This window comes from Mangrovihabitans endophyticus, from assembly GCF_014646155.1.
GTDB classification, from domain to species: Bacteria; Actinomycetota; Actinomycetes; order Mycobacteriales; family Micromonosporaceae; genus Actinoplanes; species Actinoplanes endophyticus.
Genome location: NZ_BMMX01000001.1, coordinates 687,478 through 706,397, shown reverse-complemented (window position 1 = coordinate 706,397; position 18,920 = coordinate 687,478). Strand labels below are relative to the sequence as shown.

Below are 18,920 nucleotides of genomic sequence, written 5' to 3'. Positions count from 1 at the left end.
GCGCTCTACGGTGTCCAGAGTCTCGGAAGGTGCTGTTCCAGATCCGGATTCTCGTCGACGATCTGCTCGGCCAACCGCCGGATCTTCTCCACATATTGCTGATCCAGGCCGACGATGATGAAAACGTCATCGACCGTGAAGCGTCTAGACCACAGCGCCAAGCGGTTGAGCCGCCCGGTCGGTGTTTCCACCGACCGATGCGCCTCCATCTCGCTCGGCATCCGGACACCGGCGCGCGCAGCCCACGTCTCCTCCTGTTCGCGGACGTTCTTGAGAACCGACGGCGTCGGGTCACGCAGGAGCCGCTGCACCTCCGGGCTCTGCACCGCATCGAAACGGGCGCTGACGCTCGTTTGGGAGAAGACCAGATCAGTTGCCGAACGCACCCGTGAGGCGACACCCACCGATCGGTTCAGAACCATGCTGCCCCGGGACAGGATCTCGTCCAGCCGCTTGCGCACCCCGACCTCGTTCCCTGCTGCCAGCGCCCATTTGACTTCGGCCGGGCCCATGATGGCCATGAGCGGATCTCGACGGCGTTCGAAGATCCCGCGCAGGTAGGCGAAATGGAGTGTCTCGTTCAGATGCGCTCCGACAGCCAACGCACCGCCGAGGTCGCCGGAGTTCACCGCGTCCACGCCGCGGAGCAACGTCGTGGCGCCGATCCGGTCCGGCGCGCCGAGCCGGATGTCCTGGTACCGACCGCCACTGGCGCCGGCCGGCGGCACGACGTATCCACCGGGGTCGAAGCGGAATCCACCCCGCCATTCGACCTCGCCCCCGGTCTCTCCGTGCACGAGCCGAGTGGATTGACCGGCCGCCTTCGCTGCTGTCGCCTCCGCGCTGATCCGCTGGAACTGTGGAGCCAGCCGCTGCTGCGGGTCGACCCGCACTGATCGCGGCGCGCCCGGCTTGGGCGCGGGTTCGGGACGCCGTGTCGCCTGGCCCTGCTGACGTCCTTGCCGTTCCAGGTCGCGTTGGGTGTATTTCTGCATCGCCTCGGTGAGCGTCTGCTGAAGCTCCAGCTTTCGCAGCAGCTTGGCCGGACCGCCTGCGGGTGCCTTGGGGTTCAGCGTCGCCGTGAGGACGGCCGGTGATCCTTCGGGTGCCAGCGAAGTGAGCCGATACCAGGCACGCAATCCAGCGAGGACCGGCCGCAGAACCATCCGGCGGATCCCGCGACGCAGCAACGGGTCCACCGTCCGCTTGATCCGGGCGGCCGCGAGGGTGACGCGCTGCTGTTTGTCCGGCGGCGGCTTCTTGTTCTTCGTACGCTTGTCGCGCCAGGACTGATGCTTCGCCTTGGCTTTCCGGTAGCCCGTCTTGAGCTTGTTGCCGACCTTGGTCAGGGTCTTGCCCAGCTTGGTCTTCGCGAACCGCGCCCCCAACCTCCTGGCGCCGTTGCGGGCGGCGCCCAATGCCTTCTTCGCGCCCGCCCTCGCCCTGGCCAGTCCCCTGCGGCCGAGTGCGCCCGCCCGCTGCGCGCCGCGCCGCAACGCACCGGCGGTCGCCTTCGCCCCCCGCTTGGCCGCGTTGATGACCCGTCCGGCGCCCTTGCGCACCGCGGAGGCACCGCGCTTCAGCGCCGCCATGATCTTCTTGGCGATGCCCTTGAGCTTTGACGCCACGCCCTTGGCCGCCGACACCAGGCGCACCAACAGGAAGTTGGTGATGAAGTCGAGCAGCGCCACCACGCCCGCCGCCACCGCCTGGGCGAACAGGCATGCCGCGGTCACGCCGCCGGCCTTCACCGCCTTGAGGAAGGCGAAGAACTTGCCGAACGCGGCGATGATTTTGCTGATCGACCCCCAGGCCGCGATCACGCCCTGAACGATCGTCATGATGGCGCCCGCGGCCGGGATGATCATCGAGACGACCTTCTCGATGACGATGGTGATGATCATCATGGGCAGGGCCTTGATGAGGGCCTGCCAGGCCATCCGCACGATCTTGGCCATCGAGAGGCAGCCCTTGACCAGAACGTCGTAGATCGCCCTGCCGAGGCCGAGGACGGACTCGACCTTCTGGTTGAACCACTGCTTCACGGCGGTCTTGATCGCGGTCCACAGATGGTCGCGGATGCCCGCCTTGGCCGCCGCGGCGAACTTGCCGAGCCAGCCGAGCGGATCCGGCGCGATGTCGGCCACCAGCGCCGCGAACTGACCGAACATCTTGATCGCGTTCTCCACGAAGGCGATCGCCTTGTTCACCGCCGCCCGGGCCAGCTCGATCGCGGCCAGCATGCCCTTCTCAAGCACATCGAGCAGCTTGGTCAACCCCGCCGCGAGCGCATCGAGGAGCTTCTGCACGCCCTGCTTGAGCTTGTCCGCGAGCTCGTTCACCTTGTTGATGGCCGCATCGCGGCGATCCTCGATGAACTTGCGGAACTTGTCCCGCAGCTCCGGGAACGCGGCCAGCAGCACCCCGCTGATCGCAATCAACGCGGTGGCGACCGCCTTGATGAAGCCGACGATCGCCTTGCGCGCCGCATCGATCAGGCCGGTGACGAACTTCTTGAACCCCTCGATGATTCCGTTGATCGCCTTGCGGGCCAGGTCGAAGATGCCCTTGACGACGCTGACGAGCGCGTCGAAGGCAGACTTGATCTTCGACTTGGCCCATCCGAGCCAGCCGTCATCGTCCTTCTTGTTGTCCTTCTCCTTCTGCGCGTCCTCCTCGGCCTTGCGCTTCTTCTCGCCGATGTCCTTGTCGTCGGCCTGCCGCCGGGTCTCGATGTCGCCGTCGGTCGAGGTCTTCTTGTCGGAGATCTGTTTGAGCTGCCTGGTGTGCTCGTCGCCGGCCTTCTGGCCGTTCTCGGTGAGCAGCTTGTCCTGCTCGGTGCGCCACTGCGCGCGCTGCGCGGTCGCCATCTCGCTCAGCGACATGCGTTCGCCGCTCTGCTGGGCGCCGTTGGCCTGGATCTCCGTGTCGACGGCGGCGGCGTTCTCGGTGCGCGCGGTGGTCTCGCCGGTCTGCTGGGCCTGCCGTTCGGTCGTGATCGCCGCCCGGCCCTCCGTCACCCCGGCCTGCACCTGCGGCCCACGCTCCTGGAGCACAACCGCCGAAATGGCGTTCGGCGGCGTACCGCTGCCGCCGGCCGCGGGTCCGGAGGCCGCTGCCGGCCCGGCGGCCGGACCGCCCTTGCCGGCTTCCGCCGGGGCCGGGCCGCCACCGGCCACCGAGCCACGCAGAGTCTCGGGCCGCACGTCGGGGTAGATCCGGTGCTCGCCCAGATCGGTGGCGGCATCGGTGCGACCGACCTTCTGCAGATCCGCGGCCTGCCGATCGAGCCCGCGCTTCTGCTCGTCGGCGAGCGCCGGATCGGCATCGCCGGACAGTGACACCTTCGGGGCCGCGCCGACCGTCTGGTTCAGCGCGGGATCGGTGGTCGGCACGTTCTCCACCGCGTTCTGCAGACCGCGCACCTCGGCCTCGCTGAGCTGGTCCTGCCCGGTGTCGGCGAAGTGCGGCGCCGCCACCCGATCGGTCGGTGCCGGGCCGGACGGTGCCGGACGGCCGTCCGGCAGCCTCTGCTCGCCGAGCGTCTCCGGCGTGACCTCCTGCAGCTTGGCCAGCTTGGACGCGGCCGGTGCGCCGGATTCCGGCGTGCCGTGCTGGGTCTGCGGCGCCCCGACCGGCCGTGCCATGGTCGGCGGTGCGTCCGCGAGTTCGGTGCGCTGCACACCCACCGAACGGTTCACCGAAGCATCCACGCCGGCCAACGAGTCGCGCATCTGCGTGGCTGGCATCGCCCCAGCGGCGGCAAGCGCGCCTTCCGGCTCCTGCGCGGACAGGTCGGGGGCCTCCGCCGCCGGTTCCTCTTCGGCTTTCCCGCCGACCGGAGCGGCCCCGCAGGCGCCGCCACCACCGTCCGCTGCCGGGGCCGGTTCGGGGGTCGAGCCGCACGCTCCGCCGCCGGCTTCCAGCGAGGCGTCCGTCGGCAACGCGTTTCCCGGTACGCCGGGCGCGGCCCCGTTCACGTCCGGCGCCGCCTCCGGGCCCCCGATGCCTGCACCGTCGTCCGCCGCCCCGCCCGGACCACCGGCCTCCGGACCACCGGCCTCCAGACCGCCAACGCCGGGGCCGCCGACGCCCGGCCCACCGAAATCTGGCCCACCGAAATCTGGCCCGCCGAGGTTCCGGTCGGCGGGACCCGGCACCGTCATCGAGCCGGTCGGCGCGGCACCCGGCAGGGCCGGATCGAAGCCCGGACCGCCCACGTCGCGGACGTCCGCGGCGGTGTCCGGCTCGCGGTCCAGCGCGTCCGGCGAGACCTGGCCCGGCGCTTCGCCGATCTCGGCGGGCTCGGCGCGATCGCGTTCCCGCTCACGCTCGGCGGCCTCGGCCACACCCTTGACCGTGCCCGGCCCGCCGCTCGGGTCGTCCACGATCGCCGGTTTCGGCGGCGACGGGAACGACGGCACGGCCGGTGGTGGCGGGGGAGAACCGCTGGACGGCAGCTCAAGCGCGTCCGCGGTGGGCACCGCGGACACGTCGAGGTCCTCCGTGGGCAGGTACGCCTCCGGGCCGGGCGGCTCGGCCTCCCGCACGGCGGCGGGCAAGTCGGGAGTCGCGTCCGGGTCGGGCACGTCCTCGTCGGACAGCGGTTCGGCGTCCAGTGGCTGCTGGCCCGGCGGGATCTCGTCGACCATCGCCCCGCGCGGCCGGTCACGCAGGCCGTGATGCGCCAGCGGCCCCTGTGGATCTTCCGCGATGGCGTCGACCTGGCTGAGATCGACCATGCCGCCGCCACCGGCCGCACCCGCGCCGCCCATCGCGCCCCCGCCGCCGGCCGATCCCGCACCCGCGGCGGCGCCGGGCGCGGCAGCACCGGGAGAGCCTTCCTTCTTCTCGCCGTCCTGACCCGCCTCGGCCTGGTCCTGCTCGCCCTGGTCCTTCTTGTCTTCGCCCTTCTTTTCCTCGCCCTTCTCGCCGTCGCCCTTCTTGTCTTCGCCCTTCTCGTCCGTGCCGCCGTCCTCGTCCTCGGACTTCTGATCCTCGGCTTTCTTGGCCTCGGCGTCCTTGCCCTCGGCGTCGGCGTCCTCGGCCGCCTTGTCGTCGTCACCCTTGACGCCCTCCGCCGCGGTGCCCGCCTCGGACTCGCCGTCCGCCGGACTCGTCTCGCCGTCCGCCGGACTCGTCGTGTCCGTCGCGCCGGTCGCCTTCTCCCCATCGGCGGCCATGCCGCCGTCCTGGGCCATGCCGCCGTCGGCGGCCTCGCCCGCGAAGGGCGCGGAGCCAGCGGAAGGGGCGGCGCCAGCGGAAGGGGCGGAGCCGGTAATGGGGGCGGAGCCGGTAATGGGGGCGGAGCCGGCGGAAGGGGCGGTGCCGGTCGCGGGCCCGTCGTCCGTGCCGGGCACCGAGGACGGCACCGGCATCGGGGTGGTCGCCGAATCCACCGCGCTGCCGTTCTCCGCGTCCGCTCTCCCCCGCGCGGCCAACTCGCACACCTGCTGGTATTCGGCCGACGGCAGCCGCACCTCAAGCCGCGCCAGCACCGCCGTCTCAAGCTCAGGCGAGAACCGTCCGAACTGCAAACGGATCCGGCCGGCCGCGTCCGCCGGGTCGCCGCGCAGGTTCCGCAGCACGCCGGCCACGAGCCGGTCCACCAGCGTCGCCGGGTCGAGCTGCTCGATGCGCAACTGGGCCGGATTCACCGTGGCGTACCGCATCCAGGCCGGCGTGCCACCGGACCGGCCGACCTCGGCCGCCTCGGACGCGGAGTCCGCCGCGCGCTCGGCCTCATGCTCCAGCGGCTCGGTGGGGCGGCTCACCGCGCCCGGCTCCCGTCCCGGCCGGGTCACAGGTGCCGCGTCCGGCATCTGGATGGTGTGCATCATCTCGTGCACCAGCAGGCGCCGGCCCGCGACGGTGTCCGGCCGGTAAGCCCCCTCGGCGAAGAAGATGTCGGTTCCCACGGCCACCGCGTCGGCTCCGGCCAGTTCGGTCAGCGCCGCCGCGTCCCGGTCGGCGTGGATGCGTACCCGGCCGAAGTCGTGACCGAGCCGCTCCTCCAGCTCGCGCCGCACGGACGGTTCCAGCGGCCGGCCGGCCGATTCGACGATCTCGCGCGGTTCGGCGGGGGCCCGCTTACGTCGCGGGCGTACCCGCTGGTGTTCCCGGTTCTCCCGCCGCACCTGCGCCTTCGCCGGCGGCACGGCGGCCGGCCCGGTCACAAGGCTCTCCCGCCGGGTACCGCGACGGCCGTCCCGGGGCCCGGCGAAACCACGGACGCGGCGGCCTCAACCGCTCCGCCGGTCAGCGTCTCGTGCACCGACCGCGCCAGCAGACGTCCGAGTCGGCGCGGCGATCCGGCCGGTGGCACCGCCGGGCGGGTCACCGCGTCGCGGTGGGCGTCCACGGACGGAATCTCGTCGAGGGCGAGCAGCCGGGAAAGCTCACGGGTGAACGCCTCGGCCACCCGTTCGCGATCGGCCGGGCGCACCCCGTCCAGCACGATCGCGTCGATCTGCACCAGCACTCGCTCGGTCATTGCCATCCGGCCACCTCCGCCGAGGTGACCGAGCGTTCGAGCTTGAGATATTCGGTGCGGGTGGCCGCCAGCACGTGCCGCATCTGCAACGGCACGCCCTCGTCCGCGGCCAGGAACGCGGCCGACAGCGCGATGTTGCGGATGCTGCCGCCGCTGACCGTGAGCTGGGCCAGCCGTGCGGTGTCGAGGCCCTCGGCCGGCGCGCGGCCGGGAATCACCCGCCGCCAGATCTCGGCCCGCTCGGGTGCGTCCGGGAACGGGAAGTCGACCACGAACCGCAGGCGACGCAGGAACGCCGAGTCCATCGACTTCTTCATGTTGCTGGTCAAGATGGCCAGTCCCCGGTACGCCTCCATGCGCATCAGGAGATAGCTGACCTCGATGTTCGCGTACCGGTCGTGGCTGTCCTTGACCTCGCTGCGCTTGCCGAAAAGCGCGTCGGCCTCGTCGAACAGCAGCACCGCACCGCCCCGCTCGGCGGCGTCGAAAACCCGGCGAAGGTTCTTCTCGGTCTCTCCGATGTACTTGTTGACCACCTGGGAGAGGTCGATGACGAACAGGTCGAGGCCGAGTTCGCTCGCGAGCACTTCGGCGGCGAGCGTCTTGCCGGTGCCGCTGCCCCCCGCGAACAGCGCGGTGACCCCCAGGCCCCGGCGCAGCACGTCCTCGAAGCCCCAGTCGTCGTGCACGGTCGAACGGCGGCGGACGTGGGCGACGATCTCACCCAGTACGGCGCGCTGCGCGGCCGGCAGCACGAGATCGTCCCAGCTCGCCCTGGGGGTGATGCGTCGCCCCAGGTCGTCCAGCGCCATCCGGGCGTGATCGAGACCGGCCTGCCACGCCAGGCGGTACCCGGAGCCGCGGCGGCCCGCGACCGGATCGCCGGGCGCGTCGGCGCCGGCCGAGGCGCCCGGGGCGGACGACGGGGCGGACGGGCCGGCCGACGACGCGCGGCGGCGGGCGTCCGAGGCAGCCGCGCGAATCACATGGCCGGGCAGGGTGAACTGGGCGACCAGGCGGTTGAGATCGGCCTCGGCGAGCGGGACCGCGCCGTCCAGCGCCGCCGCCCACAGCTCGCGCTGCTCGTGCGGGAGTGGCGCGGCGACCGGGATCCGCTCACCCACCCGGTCGTTCGAGGTCACCTCGGCGGCGGACAGCACCACCGGAGCGGCCGTGGACCGGCAGAAGGCGGCGGCCACCTCTCGGCGCTCCGGGCCGGCATCGTCCACTTCAACCACCAGCGCGCCGGGCAGCAGGATGGCCTCGCGGTCCCAAAGCCTGGCCAGCGCCTCCCGTTCCACGGCGTCGGTGGGCAGGTCGGCGGCGCGGGCGGCGTAGGCGCGTACCCCCGCGTCGGTGGCCGCCGCGGCCACCACCTCCCGGCGGGTTTGATGGTCCGCGCCGACCAACGTGGCCCTCGCCGATCCTCGGGCCCACACCGCGGACAGGGCCGCCGCCACGACCTGTTGGGTGCCCGGCAGCGGCGGGGCCGGATCCAGCGGGGTGACCAGACCATGCAGACGGGCGTCGAGGTACGGCATTCCGGCCAGCAGGTGCAGGATCCGCTCGTCGATGCGCAGACGGGCGGTGGTCACCGCGACGTCCGGCTCCAGTTCGATCAGGTGCCAGCGGCGCAGCGGCGAGACCGGCGCCAGCGCGCTCCAGTGCGGCTCGGCCAGTGTGGTCAGGGCCAGGGAGAACGTCGGATATGCGCGCCCGCCGACGGTCTGCAGGCAGCTCTCGGCCGCGGCCGGGTCGATCTCCACGGCCGCCGCCAGCACCAGCACGTCGCGTTCGAACGGGGTGAGCCCGAAGCAGGAGCAGACGAGGTCGAGCGCGCTGCCGTGCGACGGTTCGGACGGTACACCGACGGGGCGGCCCGCGATGCGCGTCAGCACCCGCGCCACTGCCGTCGTCAGCGCCTCCTGATGCACGTCACCGGCCATGGCTCACGGCACCTCGGGCAGTGTCGTGACCGGTCCGGTGATCTGCCCGGCGGCGTCCCGCACGATCGGGCTCTGCGCGCCGTCCACTTGCACACGGACCAGGTAGGTCCCGGCCGCCATCGGTCCCAGCGGCACGGTCACCTGCTCCGGCGGCCGGGCGTCGGACAGCGGGAACGGCGCGTCGAACTGGTACGCCCGCGGCGCACGCTCCGCCGGCGAACCGAACTCGTCGAGCAGCAACTGCACCCGCTGTTCGGCGCCCACCGGCAGATCGAGGCTGATGGTGAGCGCCTTCGGCGCGTTCTCGGTGGCGGTCACCCGGGGCATCCGCACGAACGGAGCGACATTGGACTGCAACACCTTGACCAGGGTGGTCGTCTGATCCGCCGCCACGTTCTGCAACACCCGCAACGGATGCACGCCGGGCGGCAGGTCGTCGGGCGGCCGGACCAGGATCCGGGTGTCGGTGACCGCGTCGGCCGGCACCGCGACGTCAACCGGGCCGAGCCGGGCGAACACCGCGTCCGCCGCCAGTGCGTTGCCTTCGATCACCAGGTCGTTGTCGCGTGGCGCAGGACCTTCGACCGGTGGGGCGTCCGGGTTGTCGCGGGGCCGGGACAGCACCCGTTCGACGCTCGGACGGCCGCCGGGCAGCACCGTGACGGTGCGCCGCTCCACCGGTTTCCCGGGCGGCGCGCCGGTGCGGCCCTCGATGAACACCAACGAGGCCTGATAGCAGACGGACAGGGCGTACGGCGTCTGGGACAGCATCGTCCAGAGCTTGTACTGATCGTCGATGTCCAGGGTGGACGGCGTGAAGCGCACCCGGTCCGGCGCTGCGGCCAGATCGCTGCCGCGCAGGAACGGCTGGGTGGCTGCGGTCTCGATGTCGGCCCGCGCCAGCACCGGTTGCACGTACAGCGCGCGGATCACGGCGCCGAGCAGCTTCTGCGGCACCACCTCGGTCTCGTTGCCGTAGCAACTGATCAGATAGTGCAGGTCGAGCGCGGCACGGGGCCGGGTGAGCAGCACCCCGTCGGCGGTGCGGGTCGGCGCGTCCCGGTTGCGCTGCGCCGGGTTGGGTGTCACTTGGTAGCAGAACACGCTGATGGTCGGGTCGGTCGGCGGCTCGGTGAACGGCTTGCGGGCGGTCACGTCCACCGCGAAGGTGATCTCCGGCAGCAGGTTGGCGGCCAGGAATCCGCGCAGCGCCTCGGTGACGGTCGCGACGGCGAGGGCGTTGCTCATCGCGCGGCCTCCGCACCGAGGTATTCGTCGAGGGCCAGGGCCGGTCCACGCCGCTGGACTCGCTCCGGCTTGGCCTCCCGGTCGACCGGAGCGGAGACCTCAATGCGTCCGATGTGGACGTTGACGGTGCGGCCGACCGGGTCGGCGCGGCGGCCCCGCCCGTCCGGCTGGGGCCCGGCCACCGGCGTGACCGGGGTCGTCCTCGACGGCGCCGGGACCACCCGGGGCGTGGCCGGCGCGACCAGTTGCGGCGCGGCGGCGATGGGTGCCGCGACGGCCGCCGGGGCCGGCAGCGATGCGTCCCGCGGCGTGGGCGGGGGCGCGAGCACGGGCGGAGGGAGCACCGTACGAGGCGCCAGGGCCGGCGCCTGCCCGGACGGCGACCCGATCGCGGCCGCGACGGCGGCCGGTCCGGATTCCGTCGCGACGGCTTCGCGCGGGCCGGCCAGCGCGGGCGGCTCCGGGGCGGGTGGCTCGGCTGCGGGCACCGGCGGGGCGGCGGGCGGCGACGGTGGTGCGACGACGACGGGCGGTGCGGACGCCGAACGCTCAACGGAGATCTCCTCCAGCTCGGCGGCCGCGGGCCGCTCGAACAGCGTCGGCACTCGCGGGCGGGCCCGTGTCACGGCGCCCGGGTCGTCCAGCGGTCGCTGGCGGGCCAGCAGCCGATCGAAGAAGTCAGTCATGTCCGGCCAGCTCCAGGTAGTAGCGGCGGCGTAGCGGGCTCAGGGCGAAGACCTCCGCCTCGGTCCAGCCGTAGGTGCGGGCGAGCAGATGCACGTCGAGCAACAGGCTCCGGGCCCAGTGGTCCAGCTCGGCCCAGAGCACGGCCCCGATGTCCAGCGCGGCAGCGGTCTGCTGTCCGCAGGCCACGCAGGTGGTGGTGAGCGTGATGTCGGCCTGCGGGTCGGCTGCGGCGCAGGCCTCGGCGACCCGCCGGCACACGTCGGCCGGCAGGTCGCCGGCGTCGGCGGGGCGCCCGCCTTGGGCGGCCTCGACCACGCACGCGGCCAGCAGGACCCGCCGGGCCTGTTGGGGCGGCGCGGCGCCCACGGCGAGCAGGTCACCGGTGGTGGGCGGGCGGACCAGCACGGTCCAGTCGCCCGAGGCGACACGTTGCTCGCCGGCCGGCACGGCCCTTACCGGGATCACGGCCAGGTCGAACGTGAACTCAAGTTCCTCGCCGCACGCCGCGCATGCGCACCGCAGCGGTACCGCGTCGCCGAACAGCCGGCGACGCAGCCTCACCAGGTCGGCGTCGCGCTCGCCGACCGACACGCCGAGGAGTCCGTCGGCCGGCTCGCCCGGGCGGGCCAGCGAGTGCAGCAACACGGCCCGCCGGCTCTGATCGGCGGACAAGCCGAGCTCCCAGCCGGCCAGGAGATCCGGAACGCTGGACACCATGCCCGCTCCCCTCCAGCCAACGGTTCCTAGGGCAGCGCGAGGATCTGCTCCTCGGGCTCCGGGATTTCGGTGTCACGCTCCCAACCCTCGTTCTCCAGCTTCAGCGTCTGGATCGCGACAGCGTTGGCATTGGCGTCGAGCTCCCCGACGATCTGGTATTCGCTGACCCAGGAGCGGTAGACCTTGAACGCCACGGCCACCTGCCCGGACTCGTTGAGCACCTGGATCACCAGATCGCGGCGGAAGTCGCGCAGCGACACCTCGCTGCCGCGCCCCTGCCCGATGAGCCAGACCTTGTTGGCCCAGTCGTCGAACTCCTTGTCGTGGGTCAGCCCGCGTTCCAGCGTGATCGCTTCGAACTCGGTGCGCCCGGCAGACTTGCGGATGCCGTTGGCGTCGCCGCCGAAGCGATGCTTCACCACCTCGGTGGTGCGCTTCAACGGACTGATCTTGCTGACACCGGCCACCACCTGGCCGTTGAAGAGAACCAGGAACTTGAAATTCTTGTACGGGTCGAAGCGGTTCGAATTCACCGTGAACTCGGCCATGCGGATTCCCCTAGACCTCGATCTGACCGGCCATTTGCTCAAGCTTGACGATGACGAACTCGGCCGGCTTCAGCGGCGCGAATCCGACCAGGATGTTGACGACGCCGCGGTTGATGTCATCCTGTGTCGTCGTGTCCTTGTCGCACTTCACGAAGAACGCCTCGCGGGCCGAGGTGCCCTGGAATGCGCCCTGGTTGAACAACGTCCGCATGAATGCCCCGACATTGAGCCGGATCTGCGCCCACAGGTTTTCGTCGTTGGGCTCGAACACCACCCATTTGGTGCCGCGATAGAGGCTCTCCTCGATCATCAGGGCGAGCCGGCGCACCGGCAGATATTTCCACTGCGACGCCTCGGCGTCGGCGCCGTCCAGGGTGCGTGCACCCCAGACCACCGGGCCGATGATCGGGAACACCCGCAGGCAGTTGACCGCGAGCGGGTTGAGCAGACCGTTCTCCGGATCCGTGAGCGGCGTGGACAACGCCCGAACACCGGCGAGCGCGGCGCCGGTCCCGGCCGGCGCCTTCCACACCCCGCGGGCCGTGTCGGTGGCGGCCAGCACCCCGGCGACCGCGCCGGACGGCGGGAACTCGCGCAACTGGGCGGCGAGCGGGTCGAACATCTGGATGCGCGGGAAATACAGCGCCGCGTAGCTGCTGCGCACCGCATCGATGTCGGCCAGCCCGGCACGGGCCGCGTCCAGCGACGTCCAGCCCTTCGGCGGGTCCATGATCAGCACCATCCGCTTGGCCTGACACAGGCTCTCGGCCTGGCTGAGCACGCCGATCATGCTGTCCACGTCCAGGTCGGCCACCTCGGGCAGACACAACAGGTTGACGTCGTCCACGTCGAGCAACGCATAAATGCCGGTCTTGGCGTCCGGGCTGCCGATGAAGTCGGCGGCCGTGGGCGGGGTGCCGTCGCTGCCGCCGGTCATCGGCGAGGCCGGCGGGTTCACCGCGCCACCCTCAAGCTTGAGATCGCTGGCGTCCGGTCCGGTGAAGCGGATGACCGCGCCCGGCTCACCGGCCAGCACCTGCAGACGTTGGCCGACCGCGTTGACGCGAGCGCCGGACAGCGCTGCGGACCTCGGGGCGACCCTGCGCAGTTTGCGCTCCAGCAGCAGCGCGAGCTCGCTCACCCGAGCCGGCCTGGCACCGTCGGTCTCCGGGTTGAACAGGTCGATGTCCCAGTCCCGGTCGCCGCCCTGGACCGAAACCTTGAACGTCTTGCCGGTGACGTCCGGCAGCGGGTCACCGAACGCGTCGGAGACCGTGCCCGACGGCGCCGGCGCGCCCGTCGCCTCCTCCTCGACCGCGACCGTGACCAGCGCGGACGACGGGTTGATCACCTTTTCGGCGAACCGCGGGCTGTCCCTGTCCAGCGAGAGGGCGGTGAACGTCTCACCGGGTCCCCCGCCGGGCGCAGAGATCCGCAGGCCGAAGGTGTCGTCCGGGGACGCCGCGTCGGGGTCGACCGACACCTGGATGCCCCGGCCGAACAGGCCGGGCTCCTTGGCCGACACGGTGAGCAGCGTGCCGTCCCCGCCCGGCAACGGCACGCCGGCCGGTGATCCGCCGCTGACCAGGCGCACCACGATGGCGGTGCTGCCGCCGTTGAGGAAGAACTGTTGGACGCCGTAGCTCAGCACGCTGTCGGCCGACAAGCCACCGAAGCGGCGCTCGTAGTCGGCGAAGCTGGTCAGCGTCACGGGCTCGCCGAGCGGGCCCCGTGGGGTGAATCCGACGAATGCCGTCACCGACGTCGACACGGCGGTGATGGTGCGGACGGCACTGGTCAATTCTTCGATGTAGACGCCAGGATAGGTCGGAGTGACGGGCATGCCGCCTCCATTCTTTTCGGGAACCGAAGGCCCGCGACCAGCAATGTGCACGCCGCCCCGTTCAACATTTGCGGCAGAGCAACAATTGCGGCCGAAGAACCATTCTGTGAAGAAGATTCTTCCGCCGGAATCCCAGGGTCCCGAAGACGGCACACACTGTCAACGTCGCACTCCAGTCGGAAATCTGACTGTAATGAAGAGACAATTATCGGCATTGGCCGAGCACTCAGCATTCATACAGAAACACGACCGAGCGCGCACGCACGATGTTTCCATGGGCCGCGAAAAGCCGATCTTGGCCGGGACGTGGGTCATCGCCGGGTCGCAGCGGCCGCGACATCCCCGGAAAACCGAGAAGGCTGTGCCGGCGCAACAGCGCCGGCACAGCCTTCTCGTCGGTCGGGTCGGGTCAGGACAGGAAGCCCTGGTCCTCCATCCACTTCTTGGCGACCTGCTCGGGGCGCATGCCGTCGACCGACACCTGCTTGTTGAGCTCGGTCATGACCTCTTGCGTCAGCGCCGTCGAAATCGGGTCGAAGATCTTCTTCAGATCCGCCTCGTGCGCGTCGTAGTACTCGGAGCGGAACACCGGAGCGGCGTTGTACAACGGGAAGAAGCTCTTGTCGTCTTCCAGAACCACGAGGTTGAGCGCCTTGATCCGGCCGTCGGTGGTGAACACCTCGCCGAAGTTGCACGGCGACTGCTTGTCCACGGAGGTGTAGACGATGCCGGTGTCCAGCACCGTCACGTTGTTCTTGGGCACCTGGTAGCCGTACTTCTTCTCCATGCCGGGCAGACCGTCGTCGCGGGTGGAGAACTCGCTCTCCACGCACAGCGAAGCCTCGCCGGGCTTGGAGGAGATGACCGTACCGAGGTCGGACAGGGTCTTCGGGTTGCCGAGCTTGGCCGCCGCGGAGGAGCTGTAGGCGATGCCGTAGGTGTTGTTGAAGTTCGCCGGCTGCATCCAGACCAGCTTGTTCTCCTTCAAGTCCTGGTCGTGGACCGCCTGCCACTGCTGCATCCGGTCCGGGATGGGATCGGTCTTCTTGAAGAAGCTGATCCACGCCGTGCCGTTGTACTCCCAGTACACGTCGATGTCGCCGGACTTCAGTGCGGCCCGGGCGGCGTTGGTGCCGCCGAGGTTGGTCTGGTCGGTGACGTCCGCTCCGGCGTTCTTGAGCGCCAGGACGGTGATCTGGCCGAGCACCAATTGCTCGTCGAAGTCCTTCGACCCGACGGTGACCGAGCTGCCGGCCAGTGGACCGTTGCCGTCGCCGACCCCGTCGTCCGAGCCGCAGGCGGCAGCACCGGTCAGCACCAGGCTGCACGCGGCCACGGCGACGATGGTTTTCCGGAGATTATTCATTGTTACCTTTCATTGTGGTGGCCGTCGTGCGGTCAGAGGCCACGAGGGGTGAGCAGCTCCTCGACCACGCCGGCGAGGTAATCCACCAGCAGCGCGAGGCCGGAGGCCATCACCGCTCCGACGATCAGGACCGGGGTCCGGTCCAGCTGAATGCCCTGGAAGATGACGTACCCCAGGGCTTTGACACCGAAGAACGTGGCGAGCGTCGCGGTGCCGACGTTGAGGATCAGGGCGGTCCGGACGCCGGCGAGCACCACCGGGACTGCCAGCGGCAGTTCCACCCGGAGCAGGGTCTTCATCGGGGACATGCCCATCCCGCGCGCCGACTTCACCAGCGTCTGGTCCACCTGCTGCAGGCCGACCATGGTGTTGCGCAGGATCGGCAGGGCGGAGTAGGCCACCAGGCCGAACACGACCGACTTGAAGCCGACCCCGGCCAGCAGCACCACGATGGTGATCAGGCCGAACGACGGGATGGCCTGACCCAGGTTGCCCAGCGCCAGCAGGACCGGCGCGACGTAGCGCGCCGAGCGCCGGGTGGCCAGGATGCCGAGCGGAATCGCGATCACGATCACGATCAGCGTCGACACCGCGGCGAGCTGCAGGTGCTCGATCACCCGCTGGGTGAGCGCGCTGGCGTTCAGCGTCCGCTTCTCGATGCTGTCCAGCTCCTGCCCGGAGACCCAGAGGTAGAGCGCTCCGAAGGCGAGGGCGAGCAACGCCGGCATGCCCATCCAGCGCAGGACCAGCTTGCGGCGGGTACGGCGGACGGCCGTCGCGCCGACGTCGGCGGTGTCCTCGGCCGGTTCCGGGCCGGTCTGCGGCTCCGTTGTCTCGGTGGGGGTGCTCGTGGTCATCAGCCCGCCGTTTCGGCGCCGGACAGCTTGGCGGCGCGGTAGTACTCGGTGCTGTCCCGCTTGATCGACTTGGCGGTCACCATGACCGTGTCGAAGTCGATCAGCCCCTGGTAGCTGCCGCTGCGGTCGACGACGATGGCGGCGCCCGCGCTGGACGTGAGCATCTCGTTGAGCGCGTCCGACAACGTCGCGTGCGGCTCGACCGTCGCCACCGCCGGCAGCCCGGCGGTCCGCAGGTCCACCGACGTCCGGTCCAGGTCGCGCGCGTTGACCCAGCGCTGCGGGCGGCCCCGCTCGTCCAGCAGCAGCAGCGCCGACCAGTCCGACTCCACCAGGCGGCGCCGGACCTCGGGCAGTTCGTCGTCCAGGCGGGCGGTCGGGCAGTCGGTCGCCAGCTCGATGTCGCGGACCCGGCTGAGGTTGAGCCGTTTCAGCGAGGCGCCGGAGCCGATGAAGTCCTCGACGTAGGCGCTGGCCGGGTTGCTGAGGATGTTCTCCGGGGTGTCGTACTGCGCGATGTGCGACTGCTCGCTGAGGATGGCGATCCGGTCACCGAGCTTGATCGCCTCGTCCACGTCGTGGGTCACGAAGACGATGGTCTTCTTGACCTGCTGTTGCAGACGCAGGAATTCGTTTTGCAGCCGCTCCCGGGTGATCGGGTCGATGGCGCCGAACGGTTCGTCCATGAGCATCACGGGCGGGTCGGCGGCCAGCGCCCGCGCGACGCCGATCCGCTGGCGCTGCCCGCCGGACAGCTCCTTGGGGTATCGGCCGCGATAGTCGGAGGGGTCCAGCCCGACCAGGTCGAGCAGCTCGTCCACCCGGTTGCCGATGCGCTGCTTGGTCCAGCCGAGCAGCTTCGGCACGACGCCGATGTTCTCCGCGACGGTGAAGTGCGGGAACAGGCCGATCTGCTGGATCACGTAGCCGATCCGCCGACGCAACGCATCGGGGTCGGACGTGGTGACGTCCTCGCCGTCGAGGTAGATCCGGCCCGAGGTCGGCTCGATCAGCCGGTTGATCAGCTCCATGGTGGTGGTCTTCCCGCACCCGGAAGGACCGACCAGCACGACGATCTCGCCGCGCGGCATCTCCATGGTGACCTGGTCGACCGCCGCGCGCGACTGCCCGCGGTAGCGCTTGGTGAGTTTGTCCAGCCGGATCATCGGCTCGGCCCGGCCCGCGGCGTCGTCGCTCGTGGCCTGGGGCATGTCGGTCGTGGTCATCGGATCCCCCTGGCGGTGGTGAAGCGACGGAGCAGAATGAACATGGCGTCGAACAGCAGCGCGACGACGACGATCCCGAGCGTCCCGCCCAGCACGAAGTTCAGCGCGAACGGGCTGCCCAGCGAGCGCAGCCCGCGGAAGATCTCGTTGCCCAGGCCGGGCCCGTTGACCAGCGCCCCGATCGCCGCGATGCCGACCACGATCTGCGTCGAGACCCGCACCCCGGCCAGCACGACCGGCCAGGCCAGCGGCAGTTCGATCCGGGCGAAGCGGCGCCACGATCCGATGCCCATCCCGCGCGCCGCACGCAGCACGTTCTGGTCGACCGAGGCGAGACCCACCACGGTGTTACGGACGATCGGGAGTAGCGCGTAGAGCACCAGGGCCACCACGGCGGGCGGAGTCCCGAGCCCGAGCAGCGGGATGGCGAGCGCGAACAGCGCGAGCGACGGAATGGTCAACAGGGTCGAGGACACAGCCAGGATGACCGGGCGGGTCCGCGCCGAGCGATGCGCCAGCACACCGAGGGCGCAACCGACCACCAGCGCGATGCCGATCGAGATGGCGACAAGCCGGACGTGCCCGACAGCCTCATCAAACAGAGGCTCTGCGTTATACTTTAAATATTCGTAGAAATCCATAGGCTTCATCGTGTCGGGAATAGGTTGCCGACGATGGATCAACGATGTGCGATTGTGTCGCACCCCTTCGGTCCGATGCGCGTCGGATAATGCTGAAATGACCCCCGATCACCGATGGAGAAGTGAACCCATAGCTAAGCAGCACTCATCTTAGGCCAAAAGTGATCAAGGATCACCTGCACGAGCATGACATTCCCATGACAATCCACGTGTCAAAGCGCCGTTCTTACCGACCGCGGCACCCGGATACGCGACCGCGACAATCGTCGATACGGGGCTTTCGAGGGCGATCACTGGGCGGGCGTTTGCGCAGGTGAAGCGGTTGCTGAGGAGACACGCGCCGAGGCCACGAGATGGCTCCACAATGGTCAATCGCGGCCAGCGGACCGGCCTGAAAGAGGCGTTCTGTCGCGTACGGTGATGGAGTGATCTCGGCGACAGGATCGGCGGCCGCGGCGGCTGCCCACCGGCGACCGGAGGCGTCGCGTCGCCACATTCTTGCATTACGGCAACAAAAACGCGATTCTCTCGATCGGACCGGCAGGCACACCCATAGAGACGGATGTCGATGAGATTGTGGAGGGGAAATCGCGGAGTCGTGACCCGTCGACCGCCGCGCCGCTACCGATAAACGTGCACGCGCTCCCCGATGAACAACTGCGACCAGAGACGATTCATCGCGGGAACGGTGACCCGCACGCATCCGTGACTGGCCGCATAGGTGGGCACGGAGTTGGATCCGTGCACCGCGTACCCGCCGTAGAAGTAGTACGGCCGCCACAACAACCCGAGGTGGCTCTGCCGCCAGCCGTTGATCCGGCGGCCGATCGTGAAGTTCCCGGTCGGCGTCCGGGTGGACGCCTTGCCCGGCGAGGCGTCCACGATGCGGGTGACCGCGCCGCGGCGGGTCAGGAAGACGACCCTGCGGGACAGGCTGATCTCGACGGCGGCGGCGCTGTGGCGATGCCGGGCCCCCGGCCGGTACGGGCTGGCGAGCTTGGTCCACGTGGTGCGCCCGACGATGCCGTCGACACCGATCCGCTGGACCTTCTGGAAGGCGTAGACCGCATGCAGGGTGTCGGTGCCGAACACGCCGTCGACGCCACCGACGTCGTAGCGCAGGGCGGCCAGCCGTTGCTGCAGGTATCGGACCGTTGCGCCGCGGCTGCCGTAACGGACCGACGGGCGGTCGGCCGCGGCATATCCGACGGGATTCGCCCGTGCCGCCGCGGAGGTCACGGCGACCACCGCCGACGTCGCCATCATCGTCATCGCCGTCAGCAGGGACAGGAGCAGCGTCAACCGCCGAGTGGACGGCAGGGCGGAGGAGCGGCGTCTTCGCGACATG

13 protein-coding genes are annotated in these 18,920 nt (G+C 70.3%); all 13 read right to left on the bottom strand.

All coding sequences use genetic code 11. The features are described 5' to 3' along the window. Positions 1-5: 5 nt before the first annotated feature. The 13 genes from IEY73_RS02745 to IEY73_RS02685 all read right to left on the bottom strand — a co-directional run bounded on the left by IEY73_RS02745 (position 6) and on the right by IEY73_RS02685 (position 18,919). Positions 6-6,176 (bottom strand): eCIS core domain-containing protein, encoded by a 6,171-nt coding sequence (locus tag IEY73_RS02745; RefSeq protein ID WP_189077395.1) that lies wholly within the window; start codon positions 6,174-6,176, stop codon positions 6-8. Next, a complete protein-coding gene (locus IEY73_RS02740) occupies positions 6,173-6,499 on the bottom strand; it encodes a hypothetical protein (RefSeq protein WP_189077394.1) in 327 nt (108 codons plus the stop codon). Before IEY73_RS02740 ends, IEY73_RS02745 begins: the two co-directional genes overlap by 4 nt. Next, entirely contained in the window at positions 6,490-8,439 is a 1,950-nt protein-coding gene (locus tag IEY73_RS02735; protein WP_189077393.1) for an ATP-binding protein, read from the bottom strand. Before IEY73_RS02735 ends, IEY73_RS02740 begins: the two co-directional genes overlap by 10 nt. Positions 8,440-8,442: 3 nt before the next feature. Further along, positions 8,443-9,687, bottom strand: a complete 1,245-nt coding sequence (locus IEY73_RS02730; protein WP_189077392.1) for a Pvc16 family protein — start codon at positions 9,685-9,687, stop codon at positions 8,443-8,445. Then, on the bottom strand, positions 9,684-10,373 hold the full coding sequence (locus IEY73_RS02725) for a hypothetical protein (RefSeq protein ID WP_189077391.1): 690 nt from the start codon (positions 10,371-10,373) through the stop codon (positions 9,684-9,686). The genes IEY73_RS02730 and IEY73_RS02725 overlap by 4 nt, the downstream gene beginning before the upstream one ends. Next, positions 10,366-11,091 (bottom strand): T4 family baseplate hub assembly chaperone, encoded by a 726-nt coding sequence (locus IEY73_RS02720; RefSeq protein WP_189077390.1) that lies wholly within the window; start codon positions 11,089-11,091, stop codon positions 10,366-10,368. The genes IEY73_RS02725 and IEY73_RS02720 overlap by 8 nt, the downstream gene beginning before the upstream one ends. Before the next feature lie 26 nt (positions 11,092-11,117). Next, positions 11,118-11,639, bottom strand: a complete 522-nt coding sequence (locus IEY73_RS02715; RefSeq protein ID WP_189077389.1) for a phage tail protein — start codon at positions 11,637-11,639, stop codon at positions 11,118-11,120. Between the two features lie 10 nt (positions 11,640-11,649). Beyond that, entirely contained in the window at positions 11,650-13,482 is a 1,833-nt protein-coding gene (locus IEY73_RS02710; RefSeq protein WP_189077388.1) for a phage tail sheath C-terminal domain-containing protein, read from the bottom strand. 409 nt (positions 13,483-13,891) lie between these two features. Next, on the bottom strand, positions 13,892-14,848 hold the full coding sequence (locus IEY73_RS02705) for a glycine betaine ABC transporter substrate-binding protein (RefSeq protein ID WP_229715402.1): 957 nt from the start codon (positions 14,846-14,848) through the stop codon (positions 13,892-13,894). Positions 14,849-14,880: 32 nt separating this feature from the next. Beyond that, the gene (locus IEY73_RS02700; RefSeq protein WP_189077386.1) at positions 14,881-15,705 is read right to left on the bottom strand and encodes an ABC transporter permease; all 825 of its coding nucleotides are present in this window, start codon (positions 15,703-15,705) and stop codon (positions 14,881-14,883) included. Then, complete coding sequence (locus IEY73_RS02695; protein ID WP_373292722.1) at positions 15,705-16,931, bottom strand: ABC transporter ATP-binding protein; 1,227 nt, start codon at positions 16,929-16,931, stop codon at positions 15,705-15,707. The genes IEY73_RS02700 and IEY73_RS02695 overlap by 1 nt, the downstream gene beginning before the upstream one ends. Further along, positions 16,928-17,572, bottom strand: coding sequence for an ABC transporter permease (locus IEY73_RS02690; RefSeq protein WP_189077385.1), 645 nt, complete (start codon positions 17,570-17,572; stop codon positions 16,928-16,930). The genes IEY73_RS02695 and IEY73_RS02690 overlap by 4 nt, the downstream gene beginning before the upstream one ends. A 621-nt stretch (positions 17,573-18,193) precedes the next feature. Beyond that, a complete protein-coding gene (locus IEY73_RS02685; protein ID WP_189077384.1) occupies positions 18,194-18,919 on the bottom strand; it encodes a L,D-transpeptidase family protein in 726 nt (241 codons plus the stop codon). Between the last annotated feature and the right edge of the window lies 1 nt (position 18,920).

Bases quoted from the DNA above. Each gene is read 5' to 3' on its own strand.
- IEY73_RS02710 (WP_189077388.1), bottom strand. From the start codon at position 13,482: ATGCCCGTCACTCCGACCTATCCTGGCGTCTACATCGAAGAATTGACC.
- IEY73_RS02700 (WP_189077386.1), bottom strand. From the start codon at position 15,705: ATGACCACGAGCACCCCCACCGAGACAACGGAGCCGCAGACCGGCCCG.
- IEY73_RS02720 (WP_189077390.1), bottom strand. From the start codon at position 11,091: ATGGTGTCCAGCGTTCCGGATCTCCTGGCCGGCTGGGAGCTCGGCTTG.
- IEY73_RS02695 (WP_373292722.1), bottom strand. From the start codon at position 16,931: ATGACCACGACCGACATGCCCCAGGCCACGAGCGACGACGCCGCGGGC.
- IEY73_RS02735 (WP_189077393.1), bottom strand. From the start codon at position 8,439: ATGGCCGGTGACGTGCATCAGGAGGCGCTGACGACGGCAGTGGCGCGG.
- IEY73_RS02715 (WP_189077389.1), bottom strand. From the start codon at position 11,639: ATGGCCGAGTTCACGGTGAATTCGAACCGCTTCGACCCGTACAAGAAT.
- IEY73_RS02740 (WP_189077394.1), bottom strand. From the start codon at position 6,499: ATGGCAATGACCGAGCGAGTGCTGGTGCAGATCGACGCGATCGTGCTG.
- IEY73_RS02725 (WP_189077391.1), bottom strand. From the start codon at position 10,373: ATGACTGACTTCTTCGATCGGCTGCTGGCCCGCCAGCGACCGCTGGAC.
- IEY73_RS02690 (WP_189077385.1), bottom strand. From the start codon at position 17,572: ATGGATTTCTACGAATATTTAAAGTATAACGCAGAGCCTCTGTTTGAT.
- IEY73_RS02685 (WP_189077384.1), bottom strand. From the start codon at position 18,919: ATGTCGCGAAGACGCCGCTCCTCCGCCCTGCCGTCCACTCGGCGGTTG.
- IEY73_RS02730 (WP_189077392.1), bottom strand. From the start codon at position 9,687: ATGAGCAACGCCCTCGCCGTCGCGACCGTCACCGAGGCGCTGCGCGGA.
- IEY73_RS02705 (WP_229715402.1), bottom strand. From the start codon at position 14,848: ATGAATAATCTCCGGAAAACCATCGTCGCCGTGGCCGCGTGCAGCCTG.